General features: G+C 72.7%; 16 protein-coding genes. 8 read left to right on the top strand and 8 right to left on the bottom strand.

What is annotated here, in order from left to right; all coding sequences use genetic code 11:
* The first annotated feature begins 79 nt into the window (after positions 1-79).
* The 6 genes from IE134_RS22785 (at position 80) to IE134_RS22760 (ending at position 7,614) form a co-directional block, all read left to right on the top strand.
* On the top strand, positions 80-2,674 hold the full coding sequence (locus IE134_RS22785) for an MXAN_6230/SCO0854 family RING domain-containing protein (protein WP_189431558.1): 2,595 nt from the start codon (positions 80-82) through the stop codon (positions 2,672-2,674).
* Between the two features lie 105 nt (positions 2,675-2,779).
* Positions 2,780-3,811 (top strand): DEDDh family exonuclease, encoded by a 1,032-nt coding sequence (locus tag IE134_RS22780; protein ID WP_030713530.1) that lies wholly within the window; start codon positions 2,780-2,782, stop codon positions 3,809-3,811.
* Between the two features lie 63 nt (positions 3,812-3,874).
* Positions 3,875-4,108 (top strand): metallothionein, encoded by a 234-nt coding sequence (locus IE134_RS22775; RefSeq protein ID WP_006123591.1) that lies wholly within the window; start codon positions 3,875-3,877, stop codon positions 4,106-4,108.
* 78 nt (positions 4,109-4,186) lie between these two features.
* Positions 4,187-4,990, top strand: a complete 804-nt coding sequence (locus tag IE134_RS22770) for an SURF1 family cytochrome oxidase biogenesis protein (RefSeq protein WP_030713527.1) — start codon at positions 4,187-4,189, stop codon at positions 4,988-4,990.
* 70 nt (positions 4,991-5,060) lie between these two features.
* Positions 5,061-6,854, top strand: a complete 1,794-nt coding sequence (locus IE134_RS22765) for a glycoside hydrolase family 15 protein (RefSeq protein WP_030713524.1) — start codon at positions 5,061-5,063, stop codon at positions 6,852-6,854.
* Between the two features lie 4 nt (positions 6,855-6,858).
* Complete coding sequence (locus tag IE134_RS22760; RefSeq protein WP_030713521.1) at positions 6,859-7,614, top strand: SDR family oxidoreductase; 756 nt, start codon at positions 6,859-6,861, stop codon at positions 7,612-7,614.
* A 30-nt stretch (positions 7,615-7,644) separates the two neighbouring features.
* Here the strand turns inward: IE134_RS22760 and amaP are convergent, their stop codons facing one another.
* Genes amaP through IE134_RS22735 form a run of 5 tightly spaced genes read right to left on the bottom strand, consistent with a single transcriptional unit; the run spans position 7,645 to position 9,962 of the window.
* Positions 7,645-8,223 (bottom strand): alkaline shock response membrane anchor protein AmaP, encoded by a 579-nt coding sequence (gene amaP, locus IE134_RS22755; protein ID WP_030713517.1) that lies wholly within the window; start codon positions 8,221-8,223, stop codon positions 7,645-7,647.
* A 5-nt stretch (positions 8,224-8,228) separates the two neighbouring features.
* Positions 8,229-8,912, bottom strand: coding sequence for a DUF6286 domain-containing protein (locus IE134_RS22750; RefSeq protein ID WP_030713514.1), 684 nt, complete (start codon positions 8,910-8,912; stop codon positions 8,229-8,231).
* Positions 8,909-9,259: an Asp23/Gls24 family envelope stress response protein gene (locus tag IE134_RS22745; protein WP_030713510.1), complete on the bottom strand. Its 351-nt coding sequence runs from the start codon at positions 9,257-9,259 to the stop codon at positions 8,909-8,911. The genes IE134_RS22750 and IE134_RS22745 overlap by 4 nt, the downstream gene beginning before the upstream one ends.
* Positions 9,256-9,447 (bottom strand): hypothetical protein, encoded by a 192-nt coding sequence (locus tag IE134_RS22740; protein WP_030713507.1) that lies wholly within the window; start codon positions 9,445-9,447, stop codon positions 9,256-9,258. The genes IE134_RS22745 and IE134_RS22740 overlap by 4 nt, the downstream gene beginning before the upstream one ends.
* Positions 9,448-9,491: 44 nt before the next feature.
* Positions 9,492-9,962 carry an Asp23/Gls24 family envelope stress response protein gene (locus tag IE134_RS22735; RefSeq protein WP_189431536.1) on the bottom strand — a complete coding sequence of 157 codons (471 nt, stop codon included), beginning with the start codon at positions 9,960-9,962 and terminating at the stop codon, positions 9,492-9,494.
* A 93-nt stretch (positions 9,963-10,055) separates the two neighbouring features.
* Between IE134_RS22735 and IE134_RS22730 the strand changes: the two genes are divergently transcribed.
* Positions 10,056-10,886, top strand: coding sequence for a hypothetical protein (locus tag IE134_RS22730; protein ID WP_189431534.1), 831 nt, complete (start codon positions 10,056-10,058; stop codon positions 10,884-10,886).
* Positions 10,887-10,923: 37 nt separating this feature from the next.
* Here IE134_RS22730 and IE134_RS22725 read toward each other — a convergent pair whose 3' ends face one another.
* The 3 genes from IE134_RS22725 to IE134_RS22715 all read right to left on the bottom strand — a co-directional run bounded on the left by IE134_RS22725 (position 10,924) and on the right by IE134_RS22715 (position 14,022).
* A complete protein-coding gene (locus IE134_RS22725) occupies positions 10,924-11,715 on the bottom strand; it encodes an enoyl-CoA hydratase/isomerase family protein (protein ID WP_030713497.1) in 792 nt (263 codons plus the stop codon).
* A 144-nt stretch (positions 11,716-11,859) separates the two neighbouring features.
* Positions 11,860-12,081, bottom strand: coding sequence for a helix-turn-helix domain-containing protein (locus IE134_RS22720; protein WP_006123601.1), 222 nt, complete (start codon positions 12,079-12,081; stop codon positions 11,860-11,862).
* Between the two features lie 342 nt (positions 12,082-12,423).
* Positions 12,424-14,022, bottom strand: coding sequence for an ABC-F family ATP-binding cassette domain-containing protein (locus IE134_RS22715; RefSeq protein WP_030713493.1), 1,599 nt, complete (start codon positions 14,020-14,022; stop codon positions 12,424-12,426).
* 203 nt (positions 14,023-14,225) lie between these two features.
* Here IE134_RS22715 and ypfJ point away from each other — a divergent pair, with 203 nt between their 5' ends.
* Positions 14,226-15,116 (top strand): KPN_02809 family neutral zinc metallopeptidase, encoded by an 891-nt coding sequence (gene ypfJ, locus IE134_RS22710; RefSeq protein WP_030713490.1) that lies wholly within the window; start codon positions 14,226-14,228, stop codon positions 15,114-15,116.

Here is a 15,116-nt window from a genome sequence, read left to right as displayed (position 1 = left end):
ACGACACTCGTAGCGCACCCACTCTCCGCCCCCGCTGCCTCTCTCCTTCTCCTCACCCGCCCCGGGGGCCTGTTTGTCCGTGTCGCCGTCGCTGTCGTCCGTGCTGCTCCGCCGTCTTCGGACGGTGTACGTCGGGGAGGCAGGGCACCGGCCCGGTGATCCGCCGACCACGACCGGGCTGGTGGCCCTGGAGGCCGAACTCCTGGACCGCGGGTTCGCCCTCACACCGGCTCTGCACGCGGCCCTCGCGTGGCTCGGGCCCGCCGGACTGGCCGACGCGGGGAAGCGGCTGGTGGGGCACATCGACGCCGAGCTCGGCGCGGACCGTACGCACATGCCGCTCTTCCGCAGCTTCCCGGCCTCGGTGCCGGACGACACGCTCCAGCTGTACGTGGACCGGGTGTTCACCCTGCTGCTCCAGTGGCCGCACCAGCCGTGCGTGCTCTGTTCCACGGTCGGCAGCGTGCACCCGGTCGCCCCCTGCGCCCACCTCGTGTGCCGGGAGTGCTGGGACGGCGCCGACTACTCCGGCTGTCCGGTCTGCCACCGCCGCACCGCCGACGACGACCCGTTCCTGAGGCCCGCGCCGCCGCGCCGACGGGTGGACACGGCGGCCGGGCCGGTGCAGCCGCTGGCCCTCGGCACCGACGCGGCGGCGGACGCGGTCACGGCGCTGGGACGGCTGCTCGCACGGCGCACCCCGTTGCCTCCGCAGGACCGGGACGACGTCGTGACGCTGCTGGCCCACACTCCGGCGGGGCTCGGATGGCTGCCGGTGGAGATTCCCGTACGGGAGACGAAGGCGCTGGTCCTGGGCACGCTGCTGCGGGACCGGCGGACCCGGGACGCCGTGCGGGCGGTCCTGCCCGCCCGGCTGACCACCGCCACCGATGTGCTGCGGCTGCTCGCCGTGTGGTCGGGCGGCGGGGCCGACCTGCTGGACACCCCCCGGCACCGGTCCCTGCCGCGCGGGCTGCGGCGCGAACTCCTCGGCGTACTCGACGGACTGGACCCCTCCGCCCTGGTCGAGGACGTCCTGCGGCACCCCGAGCGGTGGAAGCGGGCCGCCGAGACGCTGCACCCGAACGAGCAGCACGCCCGCCACCCCCGGGCCGCCCTGGCCTTCGCCGTGCTGCGGGCGACGCATGTGTCCACGGTGTCGGAACCGCTCGCGGCGACCCTGGTCCGTACGGCGGCCGAGAACCCGCTCGCCGTACGGGCGGACGGGGCGCTGTTCAAAGCCAACACCTGGACCGGGCGGGTCGAGCAGGCGTTCGCGGCGCGCGAGAGCGGCACCGTGATCGCCCTCCTCGCCCAGCGCCCGGGCACCCTGCTGCGCCGGCTCGACCAGGTGCTGCGGCTGGAGGGGGACGGGACGCTGCCGGACGCCCTGGCCGGCGTGCTGGAGCACGGGCTCGCCGGTGCGGGGCCGGGCCCGCTGCTGGCGGCGCTGGGGCGGCTGAGGATCCGTGACGTTCCCGGCGGGCGGCGGGTCTTCTTCCCCCGGGGCCAGGTGACGCACTCGTACACCCTGGATGACACCCGTCCCCCGCTGCCCGCCCCGACCGTGGAACGGGTCTGCGCGCTGCTGGAGCGCGAGGTGCTGCGACGACTCTCCACCGCGTCCCGCTTCGATCTGGCGGTGCTCGACGAGGGGCTGGCCGCGCTCGCCGTGCCCTCCGCCGAGAGCGCGGCGGCCAAGGCGCTGGTCGCGGTTCCCCGGGGCAGTACGCAGCCGTTGCCCGGGGGCGAGGTGCTGCGGATGTTCCTGCACTGGATGCAGCCGCCCGCCGAGACCGTCGATCTCGACCTGTCGGTGGCCTTCTTCGACGCCGACTGGACGTACCTCGGGCTCTGCGACTACACGAACCTGGTGTACCGGAACCGGGTGGCCGTGCACTCCGGCGACCTGACCTCCGCGCCCGCGCCGAGGGGCGCCAGCGAGTACGCCGACCTGGACCTGGACGGGCTCACCCGGGCCGGGGTGCGGTTCGCGATGCCGGTGGTGTTCAGCTACAACAACATGCCCTTCGAGCTGCTGCCCGACGCGTTCGCCGGGTTCATGGCGCTGCCGTCGGTGGCCGGGCGCGTCGCGCACTTCGACCCGCGGACCGTCCGCCAGCGTTATGACCTGATCGGCCACTCCCGGGTCCATGTGCCGATGGTGGTGGACGTGGAGCGGCGCACCTTCCTCTGGACCGATCTGCATCTGCCGCCGTCGGCGGGCCACCACAGCGTGAGCCGGCACATCGACGAGCTGGGCCGGGCGGGCCGGGACCTGTACCAGTACTTCTCCGCGGGGCGTACGACGCTGTGGGACCTGGCGGTGTGGCACGCGGCGGCCCGGACCGACGAGGTGGCGGTCTCCCGCAGGCACGGACTGGTGCGCTACCGGCGCGGGGCCGGGGAGGACACGGCCGCCTTCGCCGGCCGGATACGCACGCTCCGCTCCCCGGACGCGGAGGAGCCGCACGGTACGGGGTCCGGCGACGGGGACGGGGTCGCCGCGGTGGAGCGGGCGGCGGCCGGGAAGCGGGTGCTGCTCGCGGTGGTGAACGGGGACGCGGCCCCGGAGAAGGTGAGCGGCACGGTCTACCGGTTGCTGCCCGGTCCGGTGGACGGCTGCGGTCTCGACCGGCTGGCCGCGGGCGACCTGGTGGCCGCGCTCGGCTGACCCGAAGGCGGCGGGCGGGAAACGGAGTTGCAAGTTCCGCGATGCCACTCCAGACCTGGCCCACCCGGCCGAATGGGGCACTGTCAGTCGCGGCCCGTATTCTCTGTGACCATGCTCGACGACCGCCAGACAGCCGCACCGTGGCCGACCGCCTACCCCCAGGGGTACGCGGTCGTCGACGTGGAGACCACCGGCCTCGCCCGCGACGACCGGATAGTCTCCGCCGCCGTCTACCGGCTGGACGCCCTGGGCAACGTCGAGGACCACTGGTACACGCTGGTCAACCCGGAGCGCGACCCCGGGCCGGTCTGGATCCATGGGCTGACGAGCGATGTGCTCGATGGGGCTCCGCTCTTTCCCGAGGTGGCCGAGGAGTTGTCCGCGCGGCTCGCGGACCGGGTGCTCGTCGCGCACAACGCGGCGTTCGACTGGTCGATGATCGCCCGGGAGTACGCCCGGGCATCCGTGGTCGCCCCGGTCGAGCACCGGCTGTGCACGATCGCGCTCGCCAAGGAGCTGCGGCTGCCGCTGCCCAACCACAAGCTGGCCTCCCTCGCCGCGCACTTCGGGGTCGTCCAGCAGCAGGCCCACCACGCCCTGGACGACGCCCGGGTGCTGGCCGAGGCGTTCCGGCCGAGTCTGCACGCGGCGGCCCGGGGCGGGGTGCGGCTGCCGTTGCTGGAGTGCCGGCCGCTGACCGAGTGGTCCGACTCCCCCGTCACCCCGCGCGTCGGGTATCAGACCTCGCGGCAGCCGAACGGCTGGCGGCCCTCGCGGAAGCGGCCGGCCTGCCCGTATCCCAATCCGGGGCGGTACGAGAAGGAGAAGCCGCTCCAGCAGGGGATGCGGGTGGCCTTCTCCGGGGACACCTCGATCGACCGGGAGTTGCTGGAGGACCGGGCGATCGAGGCCGGGCTCCATGTGGCGACCAGCGTGTCGCGGCTGACCAGTCTGCTGGTGACCAACGATCCGGACGCGGCCACCTCCAAGACGCAGAAGGCCAAGTCCTTCGGCACGCCGATCCTGGAGGAGAGCGCCTTCACCCATCTGCTGCGCGATGTGGCCCCCGCCGACGGGGCCGTCCTGCCGCAGCAGGCGTCCCCGCCGCCACCGGAGGCGACCCCGTCATCGGAGTGAACCGGGCACGACTCGCCCGGCAGCCGCTCGCCCGGGGGCGCCGGGCGTCCCACCCTGTGGCGCATGGCACGTTGTGAGGTTTGCGGAAACGACTACGGCATGTCCTTCGAGGTGCACGCACAAGGTGCGGTGCACGTCTTCGACTGCTTCTCCTGCGCCATCCACCGCATGGCGCCGATCTGCGAGCACTGCCGGGTCCAGGTGATCGGGCAGGGCGTCGAGGCCGACGGGCACTGGTACTGCGGCGCCCACTGCGCCCGCGCCGAAGGGAAGGCGGGCATCGTGGACAAAGTGTGACGGATCACCTCATTGCCGGGCTTGCCCGGCAGCACCCCTGAGTGCCGCACCCCATGACCCCGGTTGTACGGTCATGGGGTGTACCGCTTCCTGTTGACCCGGCAGTGGGTGATCCTCACCCTGCTCGGCCTCGCGCTGATCCCGACGATGATCGAGCTGGGTTTCTGGCAGTTCCACAAGCACGAGCACCGGGTCGAGCAGAACGCGCTGATCTCGCGGAACCTCGAAGCGCAGCCGGTCCCGGTCACCGACCTCACCTCCCCCGGGCACACCGTCCCCCGCTCGGACTACTGGCGGACGGTCACCGCGACGGGCACGTTCGACACCGGGCACGAGGTGGTCGTCCGCCGCCGGACCTCGGACGACGATCGCATCGGCGTCCACGTCCTGACCCCGCTGGACCTCAAGGACGGCGGCACGGTGCTGGTCAACCGGGGCTGGGTCCCGGCCGCGCCGAACCAGACCGCGTTCCCCGACGTGCCGCCCGCGCCCCGGGGCGAAGTGACCGTCACCGGCCGTCTGAAGGCGGACGAGACGACCGGCAGCAGCGGCATCAAGGACCTGGCGGGGCTGCCGGACCGGCAGGTGATGCTGATCAACAGCGAGCAGCAGTCCCAGCTGCTGTCCCGGAAGGTCCTCGGCGGATACATCGAGCAGACCGAGCCCACGCCGTCGGGTGATCTGCCCGAGCAGATCGCCCGCCCCGACGACGGATCGATCGGCCCGCACATGGCCTACGCCGTCCAGTGGTGGCTGTTCGTCGCCGCCGTCCCGGTCGGCTGGATCATTCTCGTACGCCGGGAGAAGCGCGACCGCGAGGAGGCCGCGGCCGGGAACGCGACGGCCGACGCCCCCGAGCAGCCCGAACCGGCGAGCGCCTGAGACCCACGGCACACACCCGTCGGGTCACACGGGCTGGTTGACAACGGCCCGGTTCGGGAAAACGCCTGGCGTGACCCCACGCATCGAGGACTACGCCCTGATCGGCGATCTCCAGACCGCCGCGCTCGTCGGCAGGAACGGTTCCGTCGACTGGCTCTGCCTGCCCCGCTTCGACTCCGGCGCCTGCTTCGCCGCCCTGCTCGGCACCGAGGAGAACGGCCACTGGCGCATCGCGCCCAAGGGAGCGGGCCCCTCGGACGCCTGCGCCCGGCGCGCCTATGTGAAGGACTCCCTGGTCCTGGAGACGTACTGGGAGACGCGGACCGGCACGGTGAAGGTCATCGACTTCATGCCGCAGCGCGACAAGGCGCCGGACCTGATGCGGATCGTCGAGGGCGTCAGCGGCACCGTCGACATGAGCTCGGTGCTGCGGCTGCGCTTCGACTTCGGGTCCGTGGTGCCCTGGGTGCGCAAGTCCCACGGCCACCGGGTCGCCGTCGCGGGGCCCGACTCCGTGTGGCTGCGCAGCGAACCGGCGGTCAAGACGTGGGGCCAGCAGTTCAGCACCTGCTCCTCGTTCACCGTCGCCGAGGGCGAGAGCGTGGCGTTCGTGCTGACCTGGCACCCCTCGCACTCGCCGCGCCCGAAGCTGATCGACCCGCACAAGGCGCTGAAACACACGCTGCACGACTGGGCGAAGTGGACCGAGCGGTGCACGTACGAGGGGCCCTACCGCGACGCGGTGCTGCGTTCGCTGATCACGCTGAAGGCGCTGACGTACGCCCCGACCGGCGGCATCGTGGCGGCCCCGACCACCTCGTTGCCGGAGGAGATCGGCGGCGTGCGGAACTGGGACTACCGCTTCTGCTGGCTGCGGGACGCCACGCTGAGCCTCGGGGCGATGGTCTCGGCCGGCTATCTGGACGAGGCGGAGGCCTGGCGGGACTGGCTGCTGCGGGCCGTCGCCGGGGACCCGGCCGACCTCCAGATCATGTACGGGCTGGCGGGTGAGCGCCGGCTCCCCGAGATGGAGCTGCCGTGGCTCTCCGGATACGAGCACTCCCGTCCGGTGCGGATCGGGAACGCGGCCGTGCGTCAGCGTCAGCTCGATGTGTACGGCGAGGTCATCGACGCGCTCCGCCTCGCCCGCGTCGCCGGGCTCGACGACAAACCGCACGCCTGGAACCTCCAGCTCAGCCTGCTCGGCTTCCTGGAGTCGAGCTGGCGTGAGCCGGACGAAGGGCTGTGGGAGATCCGGGGCGCGCGGCGGCACTTCGTGCACTCCAAGGTGATGGCGTGGGTCGCCGCCGACCGGGCGGTGCGCTCGCTGGAGGAGAACCCGGAGCTGCCCGGCGACGCCGACCGGTGGCGGGCGATGCGGGACGCCGTGCACGCCGAGGTCTGCGAGAAGGGGTACGACCCCGAGCGGAACACCTTCACCCAGTCCTACGGTTCACGGGAGCTGGACGCCTCGACGCTGCTCATCGTGCGGACCGGGTTCCTGCCGCCGGACGACCCCCGGGTGATCGGCACGGTCGACGCGGTCCGCGCCGAGCTGGGCAGCGACGGGCTGGTCCGCCGCTACAGCACCGAGGGCGCCTCGGTGGACGGACTGCCGGGCGACGAAGGGGCGTTCCTCGCCTGCTCGTTCTGGCTGGTCGACGCGTTGCAGCGGATCGGCAGGCCGGACGAGGCGCGCGAGCTGTTCGAGCATCTGCTGGAGCTGCGCAACGACATGGGGCTGCTGGCGGAGGAGTACGACGTGGCGGCGGGGCGGCAGCTCGGCAACTTCCCGCAGGCCTTCAGTCATATCGGACTGGTGAACTCCGCTGTCGACCTCGCCGGGGACGACCCGGCAGGATAGGGCCATGGATCTTGGATTGAAGGACCGCGTCTACATCGTCACCGGAGCGACCCGGGGCCTCGGCAACGCCACGGCCCGGGCGCTGGCCGCCGACGGAGCGAAGGTGATCATCACCGGCCGGGACGAGAAGTCCGTCGAGGAGGCCGCCGCCGAGCTGGGCGGGGACGTACTGGGGCTCGCCGCCGACAACGCCGACCCGAGCGCCGCCCAACGCCTCGTGGACACCGCGAGGGAACGTTTCGGGCGGCTCGACGGCATCCTCGTCAGCGTCGGCGGACCCGCCCCCGGCTTCCTCGCGGACAACACGGACGACCAGTGGCAGACGGCGTTCGAGACGGTGTTCCTGGGAGCGGTACGGCTGGCCCGGACGGCGGCGGCCGCGCTCGGCGAGGGCGGCGCGATCGGCTTCGTGCTCTCCGGGTCGGTCCACGAGCCGATCGCGGGGCTGACCATCTCCAACGGACTGCGTCCCGGTCTCGCCGGTTTCGCCAAGTCGCTCGCCGACGAGTTGGGCCCGCGCGGCATCCGGGTCGTGGGCGTGCTGCCCGCCCGGATCGACACCGACCGGGTCCGCGAGCTGGACGCGCTGTCCGGCGACGCGGAGGCCGCCCGCACCGCGAACGAGGCGCGGATCCCGCTGCGACGCTACGGGACGCCGGAGGAGTTCGGGAAGACCGCGGCCTTCCTGCTCTCCCCCGCCGCCTCGTACCTCACGGGCATCATGGTCCCGGTCGACGGCGGCTACCGGCACGGCTTCTGAGCCCGCAGGCCCCAGTACGCCGCTGGGCCGTCAGGACACCCGTTCCGCGCGGTGCTTGACGGCCTTGAGGCGCACCTCGGCGGGGAGCTCGTCCAGACCGGCCGAATCGCGTGCGTGCGCCAGCGCCCCGTCGGCGACCGCCTTCAGCGTCCCGAGCGGCGCGGCGTGCGGCTCCATCAGCAGCCGGAGCCGGGACCGGGGCTCGGTGCGGCGGCCGGTCAGCATCGCCTGGGCGCGGGCCACTCCGTCCAGCTCGCCCGCCTCCTGGACGAGCACACCCTCCAGGGCCCGGCCCCGCAGCTGGGCCCCTTCGCCGTCGCCGCTGTCCACCAGGACCTCGGTGAGCCGGCCGCGGCGGAACTGGGCGAAGAACCACCACAGGGCGAGGACCACGAGGACGGCCAGGACGGCGATCACGACCGGCCACCACCAGCCCTCGTCGCGCCAGCGGTGCCGGTCGGCCACGCTGAGCAGGACGTCGCTCTTGCCGTCCCAGGGCGACCAGGACGGTACGGACGCGCCGAGGCCGGTGGCGAGCACGGCTCCGCCGACGGCGACGAGCACCAGTCCGGCCAGGGCCAGCAGGACCCGGTTGACGGTGGAGCGCATACGGCTCATCCCTTCTTCGCCGGTCGGTGCACCTGGACGGAGAGGGCCGGCGGCCTGGCCAGGCCCAGTTCCCGGACGGCCTTCTCCATCGCGGAGTCCAGGTCGGTCCGCACGTCGTCGAGTTCCCGGAAGTGCGAGAGGGCCCGCACCTTCGCCTTCCGCCGTCCCATCCTGACCCGTACGGACTGCACGCCGGACACCTCGACGGCCCGGTCCCGCAGCACGAGGGCCGCGGCGGTGCGGTCGAGTCCGGCCCGGATGTCGGCGCGGTCGCGGCGCATCGGCAGCAGGTCACGCAGCCCGGGGGTGAGGGCCAGCAGGATCAGCCAGAGGCCGATCGCCGCGGCCACCCCGGCTCCGATGAGCACGGGGGTGTCATCCAGGCGCTGTTCGGCCAGGCCGTCGGCGAGGGAGCGCCGCCACTGCATGGCCGGGTGATCGGCCCGTACGGCGGCGATGTCGTAGAGGAGCAGTCCGGCCGCGCCGAGGAGCACGAGGGCCAGCAGGGCGGCCGGGACCCGGCGGGCGGACCAGAAGCGGCCGGCCCTTCCGTCGCCCCGCTCCAGGGTGGGGACCGGTTCGCGGGCGTCGGCCGGCGCGTCCGGGGCGGGGGTGCGCGCGTCGTCGCCGCCCGGTTCCACGGTGGGCATCCGTCGGGTGGAGCCGGTCGGTTCGCCGGGGTCGGTCATCGGATCCTCCCGTGTGCGGCGTTCGCTCCGGCGGGGTGCAGCCGTTCGACCTGGACGGCCACTTCGGGCACCTCCATCCCTGCCAGCGCCTTGACCCGCTGGGCGACCCGGCGGCGTACGGCACCGCACTGGCGGCCGATGTCGCTGGGGTAGCCGAGCTCCAGGCTGACCCGGACCCGGGCGGCGTCGCGGTGCACGGTCACCGTGGCACGCGGCGACGCCCCGTCGGCGGGCAGTTCCTCGACCGCTTCCTTCGCCGCCTGGGCGGCGATCTTGGCGACGACACGGTCGGCGATCCGGGTCTCGCCCCGTTCGGCGGCGGCGACCCGGCCGGTCACCGCCGTCACCGTCGCCGGTCGCCGCGATCGCGACTCCGGAAGAAGTCGCCGGGCTCCAGGTCACCGTCCAGGAAGCGGCCGGCGATGAAGCCGATCGCGCCCAGCGCGGCCACCAGTACGAAGGCTCCGAAACCGCCGAAATAGCCGGCGAATCCGAGCGCCATGCCGGCCAGCAGACCGGCGACAGCCATGCTCATCGTGTCTCTCTCCTCAACTGCCGTGCGACGGAGGTGCGGAAGGGCTACTGAACTCGCTGTTCGCTCTCGTCCTCGTCGTCGTCCTCGTCGGGCAGCTTGACGTCGCTGACCGCGATGTTGACCTCGACGACTTCAAGACCGGTCATGCGCTCCACCGCGGAGATGACGTTCTCGCGGACGTCGCGGGCCACGTCGGCGATGGACACGCCGTAGTCGACGACGATCTCCAGGTCGAGGGCCGCCTGGGACTCGCCAACCTCCGCCTTCACGCCGCGGGTGACGGACTTGCCGCCGCCGGGGACCCGGTCGCGGACCGCGCCGAACGTCCGCGACAGGCCGCTGCCCATGGCGTGGACGCCGACGACATCGCGTGCCGCCATTCCGGCGATCTTCTCGACGACGCCGTCGGCGATGGTGGTGCGGCCCCGGGTCCCGGGGTCACCGCCGCCGCGCTTGCCGAGGGACTTGTCGCCCGCACCGCCGGTGGGGTTGTTGCGCTGTGAACTCTCAGTCATCGCCGCTCTTCCCTTCGGGACAGGGTTGGACTTCCGTGCCCACGTTAAGTGCGCTTTCCCCATCCCGCGCCGTGGATACGGCAGGCTGGGGGGATGACAACGGCGCGGGGCCCGCGGAGGGCCGACGAATGGACCGCTGGGGTACGGGAACGGCTGGGCCTGGGCCGGCTGCTGCCGCTGGGCGGTCCGGCGGACGGCGTGTGGATCGCGGAGACGGCTGCCGCGTCGGTGCTGCGCGGGGCGGCGGCCCACCCGGGGGCGGTGCTCGGGCAGCTGCGGATCGGCCTGGCGGAGGAAGCGGTTCCCGTGGAGGGCACGGTGGAGGGTGACCCGGTGGCGGGCGCGGGCGCCGGGGGCGGCCCCGCTGGTGCGGGGGCCTCTGCGGACCCGGGAGGCCCGGGGGCGCCCCCGGCTCCGCCGAGCGCGCTGCCACCGGGGCCGCTGCGGATCGAGGCGGAGTTCGCGGCGGCCCCGGACCGGCCGCTGCCGGACACCGCCGCGGCCCTGCGCGCGGCGCTCCTGACGGCCGCCGCGGCCCGGCTGGGCCTGGAGATCGCCGAGGTGGACCTGACGGTGACGGCATTGCTGGAGGACGGTGCGTCCGATCAGGTGACCGTGACCCCGGCCGCGCCGCCGGCCCGGGGCGCGGAGCCGGAGGATCCGGCGGCGAAGGCGGCCGCCGGGGTGCCGGGCGTCGTCTCGCTGACCCGGGTCCTGGGCAGCCCGGTGCATACCGCGCGGGACCACGTACGGGTCGAGGTGGCGACGGCCGGGGACCACCGGGCGCTGGATGTCGCCCGGTCGGTGCGTACGGCGGTGGCGGCGGCCACGGAGGAACGGCTGCCGGTGTCGGTGCTGGTCACGGACGTGGTGGGGGCGGGCCGGGCTCCGGGGGCGGAGCCCGGCCGGGACAGCGGCGTATGACAGCCGCCGTTCGCGGGCCTTCGTGGGGTGCCAGGTGTCAGTCGGTGATGCCCGCCAGGTCGCGGAGCCGGCGGCCCTGGGCGGCGCGCTCGGCGACGCGCTGCTGCTCGTAGTCGCGGGAGAGCGCGCCGGCGAGGAGGGCCTTCGTCTCGACGACGGCGTCGCGGGGTGCCGCCAGCAGGGCCCCGGCGAGGTCGCGGGCCGCCGCGTCGAGCTGGTCGGCGGGGACCACGAGGTTGGCGAGGCCGGTGCGCTCGGCCTCCTCCGCGTGGACGAAGCGGCCCGTGGCGCAGATTTCGAGCGCGCGGGCGTACCCCACGAGGTTCACCAGGGGGTGGGTGCCCGTGAGGTCGGGGACGAGACCGAGGCTGGTCTCGCGCATGGCGAACTGCACGTCCTCGGCGACGATCCGCAGATCGCAGGCGAGGGCGAGCTGGAAGCCGGCGCCGATGGCGTGGCCCTGGACCGTGGCGATCGACACGAGGTCGTTGCGGCGCCACCAGGTGAACGCCTCCTGGTACTCGGCGATGGTCGCGTCGAGCTCGGCCTCCGGGCCGCGCGCCATGTCGAGGAACGACGGCTCGCCGTCGAAGCCTTCGGGGGTGAAGGCCTGCCGGTCGAGGCCGGCGGAGAAGGACTTGCCCTCGCCGCGGAGCACCACGACCCGCACCGTGCCGGGCAGCGCCCGTCCGGCCTCGGTCAACGCCCGCCACAGAGCGGGAGACTGAGCGTTGCGCTTGGCCGGGTTGGTGAGCGTCACCGTGGCGACGGCATCGTCGACGGTGAGCCGTACGCCGTCCTTGTCGAGCACAGTGTCGAGCGAGGTCATGGGGCGCCTCCGGATGGGGTGCAGTCAGCACTCGGTAGTAAGTGACTGAACAGTAACCACCCGGGCGACCTTGCGGTCAGCCGGGTGGCCACCCCGAAATCCGTCGGTCCCGAATGACGCCGACGACGCCGAAATTCTGAGGCCTCAGGCCGAAGCGGCCTTCTTGCCCCGTGTCGCGCCGCCGCGTCCCCGCAGCGTCACTCCGGACTCGCTGAGCATCCGGTGGACGAACCCGTAGGAGCGGCCGGTTTCCTCGGCCAGCGCCCTGATGCTCGCACCGGAGTCGTACTTCTTCTTCAGGTCTGCCGCGAGCTTGTCACGCGCGGCGCCGGTAACCCGGCTGCCCTTCTTCAGAGTCTCGGCCACCCGTGCCTCCTCATGGGAAGTGCGCTCTGGACTTCTCATGATCACCCCTCCCGCGCTTCCTGGCCACCCATTCGGCAAGGTCGGTGCGAGCGGTTTCCCTGACGAGAGGCGCGTCGACACGAGCGGAATCCCTGATTCCCGCGGGCGCACGAGGGCGCACGGCCCTCACCGACCGGAGAACCGGCAGGTCAGGGCCGTGCGGGGAGGAGCACCCGGAAAAGGGGCGTGCGACGGGTGAGCGCCGGGCGCACCACCGGAGTACGAGACGCTCTCACGCAGATGACGGATCACGCGTAGGCCGAATGATCTATCCCCGGTGAATCGGGCAGTCGCCCCGGTGGATCAGGCGAGGGCGACGAGGTCGCGGTAGTCCGCTCCCCAGAGGTCCTCGACACCGTCCGGGAGCAGGATGATCCGCTCCGGCTGGAGCGCCTCGACGGCGCCCTCGTCGTGGGTGACGAGGACGACGGCGCCCTTGTAGGTGCGCAGCGCGCCGAGGATCTCCTCGCGGCTGGCGGGGTCGAGGTTGTTCGTCGGCTCGTCGAGCAGGAGCACGTTGGCGGAGGAGACGACCAGGGTCGCGAGCGCGAGCCGGGTCTTCTCGCCGCCGGAGAGGACGCCCGCGGGCTTGTCCACGTCGTCGCCGGAGAAGAGGAAGGAGCCGAGGGTCTTGCGGACCTCGACGAGGTCGAGGTCGGGGGCGGCCGAGCGCATGTTCTCCAGGACCGTGCGCTCCGGGTCGAGGGTCTCGTGCTCCTGGGCGTAGTAGCCGAGCTTGAGGCCGTGGCCCTCGATGACCTCGCCGGTGTCGGGCTTCTCCGCGCCGCCGAGCAGGCGCAGCAGCGTGGTCTTGCCGGCGCCGTTGAGGCCGAGGATGACGACGCGGGAGCCCTTGTCGATGGCGAGGTCGACGTCGGTGAAGATCTCCAGCGAGCCGTACGACTTGGACAGGCCCTCCGCCATCAGCGGGGTCTTGCCACAGGGCGAGGGGTCGGGGAAGCGCAGCTTGGCGACCTTGTCGGAGACGCGCACGGCCTCCAGGCCCGAGAGCAGCCGGTCGGCACGCTTGGCCATGTTCTGGGCGGCGACGGTCTTGGTGGCCTTGGCGCGCATCTTGTCGGCCTGCGCGTTGAGGGTCGCGGCCTTCTTCTCGGCGTTCTGGCGCTCGCGCTTGCGGCGCTTCTCGTCGGCCTCGCGCTGCTGCTGGTAGAGCTTCCAGCCCATGTTGTAGACGTCGATCTGGGAGCGGTTGGCGTCGAGGTAGAACACCTTGTTGACGACCGTCTCGACCAGCTCGACATCGTGGGAGATCACGACGAAGCCGCCGCGGTAGGTCTTGAGGTAGTCACGCAGCCAGACGATGGAGTCGGCGTCGAGGTGGTTGGTCGGCTCGTCCAGGAGCAGGGTGTCGGCGTCCGAGAAGAGGATCCGGGCCAGCTCGACACGGCGGCGCTGGCCGCCGGAGAGGGTGTGCAGGGGCTGGCCGAGCACCCGGTCGGGCAGGCTGAGCGCGGCGGCGATGGTGGCGGCCTCGGCCTCGGCGGCGTACCCGCCCTTGGTGAGGAACTCCGTCTCCAGGCGCTCGTACTTCTTCATCGCCTTCTCGCGGGTGGCGCCCTGCCCGTTCGCCATCCGGTCCTCGTTCTCCCGCATCTTGCGCAGGATCGTGTCGAGACCGCGGGCGGAGAGGATGCGGTCCCGGGCGAGGATGTCGAGGTCGCCGGTGCGCGGGTCCTGCGGGAGGTAGCCCACCTCGCCGGACCGGGTGATGGTGCCGCCGGCGGGGGTGCCTTCGCCCGCGAGGCACTTGGTGAGAGTGGTCTTGCCCGCTCCGTTGCGGCCGACGAGGCCGATGCGGTCGCCCTTGGCGATACGGAAGGAAGCGGATTCGATGAGGATGCGGGCGCCGGCGCGCAGCTCGATGCCGGAAGCGGTGATCACGGGAAAAACTCCAGGGCAGTCAGGACGGCGGAGGGACGAGGGCGGAGGTCTCTCGACGCCGCTAATGCACAAGGAGGTAGGCCATAGGGCCATTCTACTGGCGGTGCGCAACTGCTTTTCCGCGTGCCCGGTGGGACGAACCGTCCGATACTCGCCCCAGGGCGGCACGCCGTCGCCCGCCCGATCCCGAGGGTGGTGCGAGCGTGCAGTTCGACGACGACGCCGATCTGGACACCTCCGAGGTCCAAGACGTCCGCGGCAGCCGGATCCCGGGCGGGCGGGCCACCGTGGGCGGGGGAATCGCCGGGGTGATCGCCCTGATCCTGGGCCTGCTCTTCGGCGTGGGCCCCGATCAGCTGGGGCTCTCCTCCGACGGCGCCGACCCGGCGGCGACCGCCTCGTCGGCCGGGCAGGTGCAGGAGAGCTGTCTGAAGGGGCAGGACGCGAACAGCCGGGAGGACTGCCGGACGGTGGCGGTGGTCAACAGCGTGCAGGACTTCTGGCGGCTGGAGTTCCAGCGGCGGGACGCCATGTACGCGGGGGCCCGCACGGTCCTGTTCAGCCAGCAGGTGGGCACCGCCTGCGGAGCTGCCACCTCGGCGGTCGGGCCGTTCTACTGCCCCGGCGACCGGAAGGTCTATCTGGACCTCGGTTTCTTCGAGGACCTGCGGACGAAGTTCGGCTCCAGCGGCGGCCCGTTCGCGCAGGCCTACGTGGTGGCGCACGAGTACGGCCACCATGTGCAGAACCTGATGGGCACGCTGGGCCGGTCGCAGGACGGGCGGCAGGGCGAGAACAGCAACGCGGTAAGGGTGGAGCTGCAGGCCGACTGCTACGCCGGGGTCTGGGCGCACCACGCCACGACGACACCGGACGAGTCGACGGGCCGGCCGCTGATCACCGAGCTGACCCGGGCGGACATCCGGGACGGCCTGGACGCGGCGGCCGCGGTCGGCGACGACCGGATCCAGGAGCGGTACCAGGGCCGGGTCACCCCGGAGTCGTGGACGCACGGTTCGGCCGCGCAGCGGCAGCAGTGGTTCTCCACCGGGTTCCGCACGGGCGACATGGAGCGGTGCGACACGTTCGCCTGA

Source organism: Streptomyces rubiginosohelvolus (assembly GCF_014649875.1).
Classification (GTDB): domain Bacteria; phylum Actinomycetota; class Actinomycetes; order Streptomycetales; family Streptomycetaceae; genus Streptomyces; species Streptomyces rubiginosohelvolus.
The sequence above is the reverse complement of the archived record's forward strand: the minus strand, read 5'-3'. Positions and strand labels throughout refer to the sequence as shown.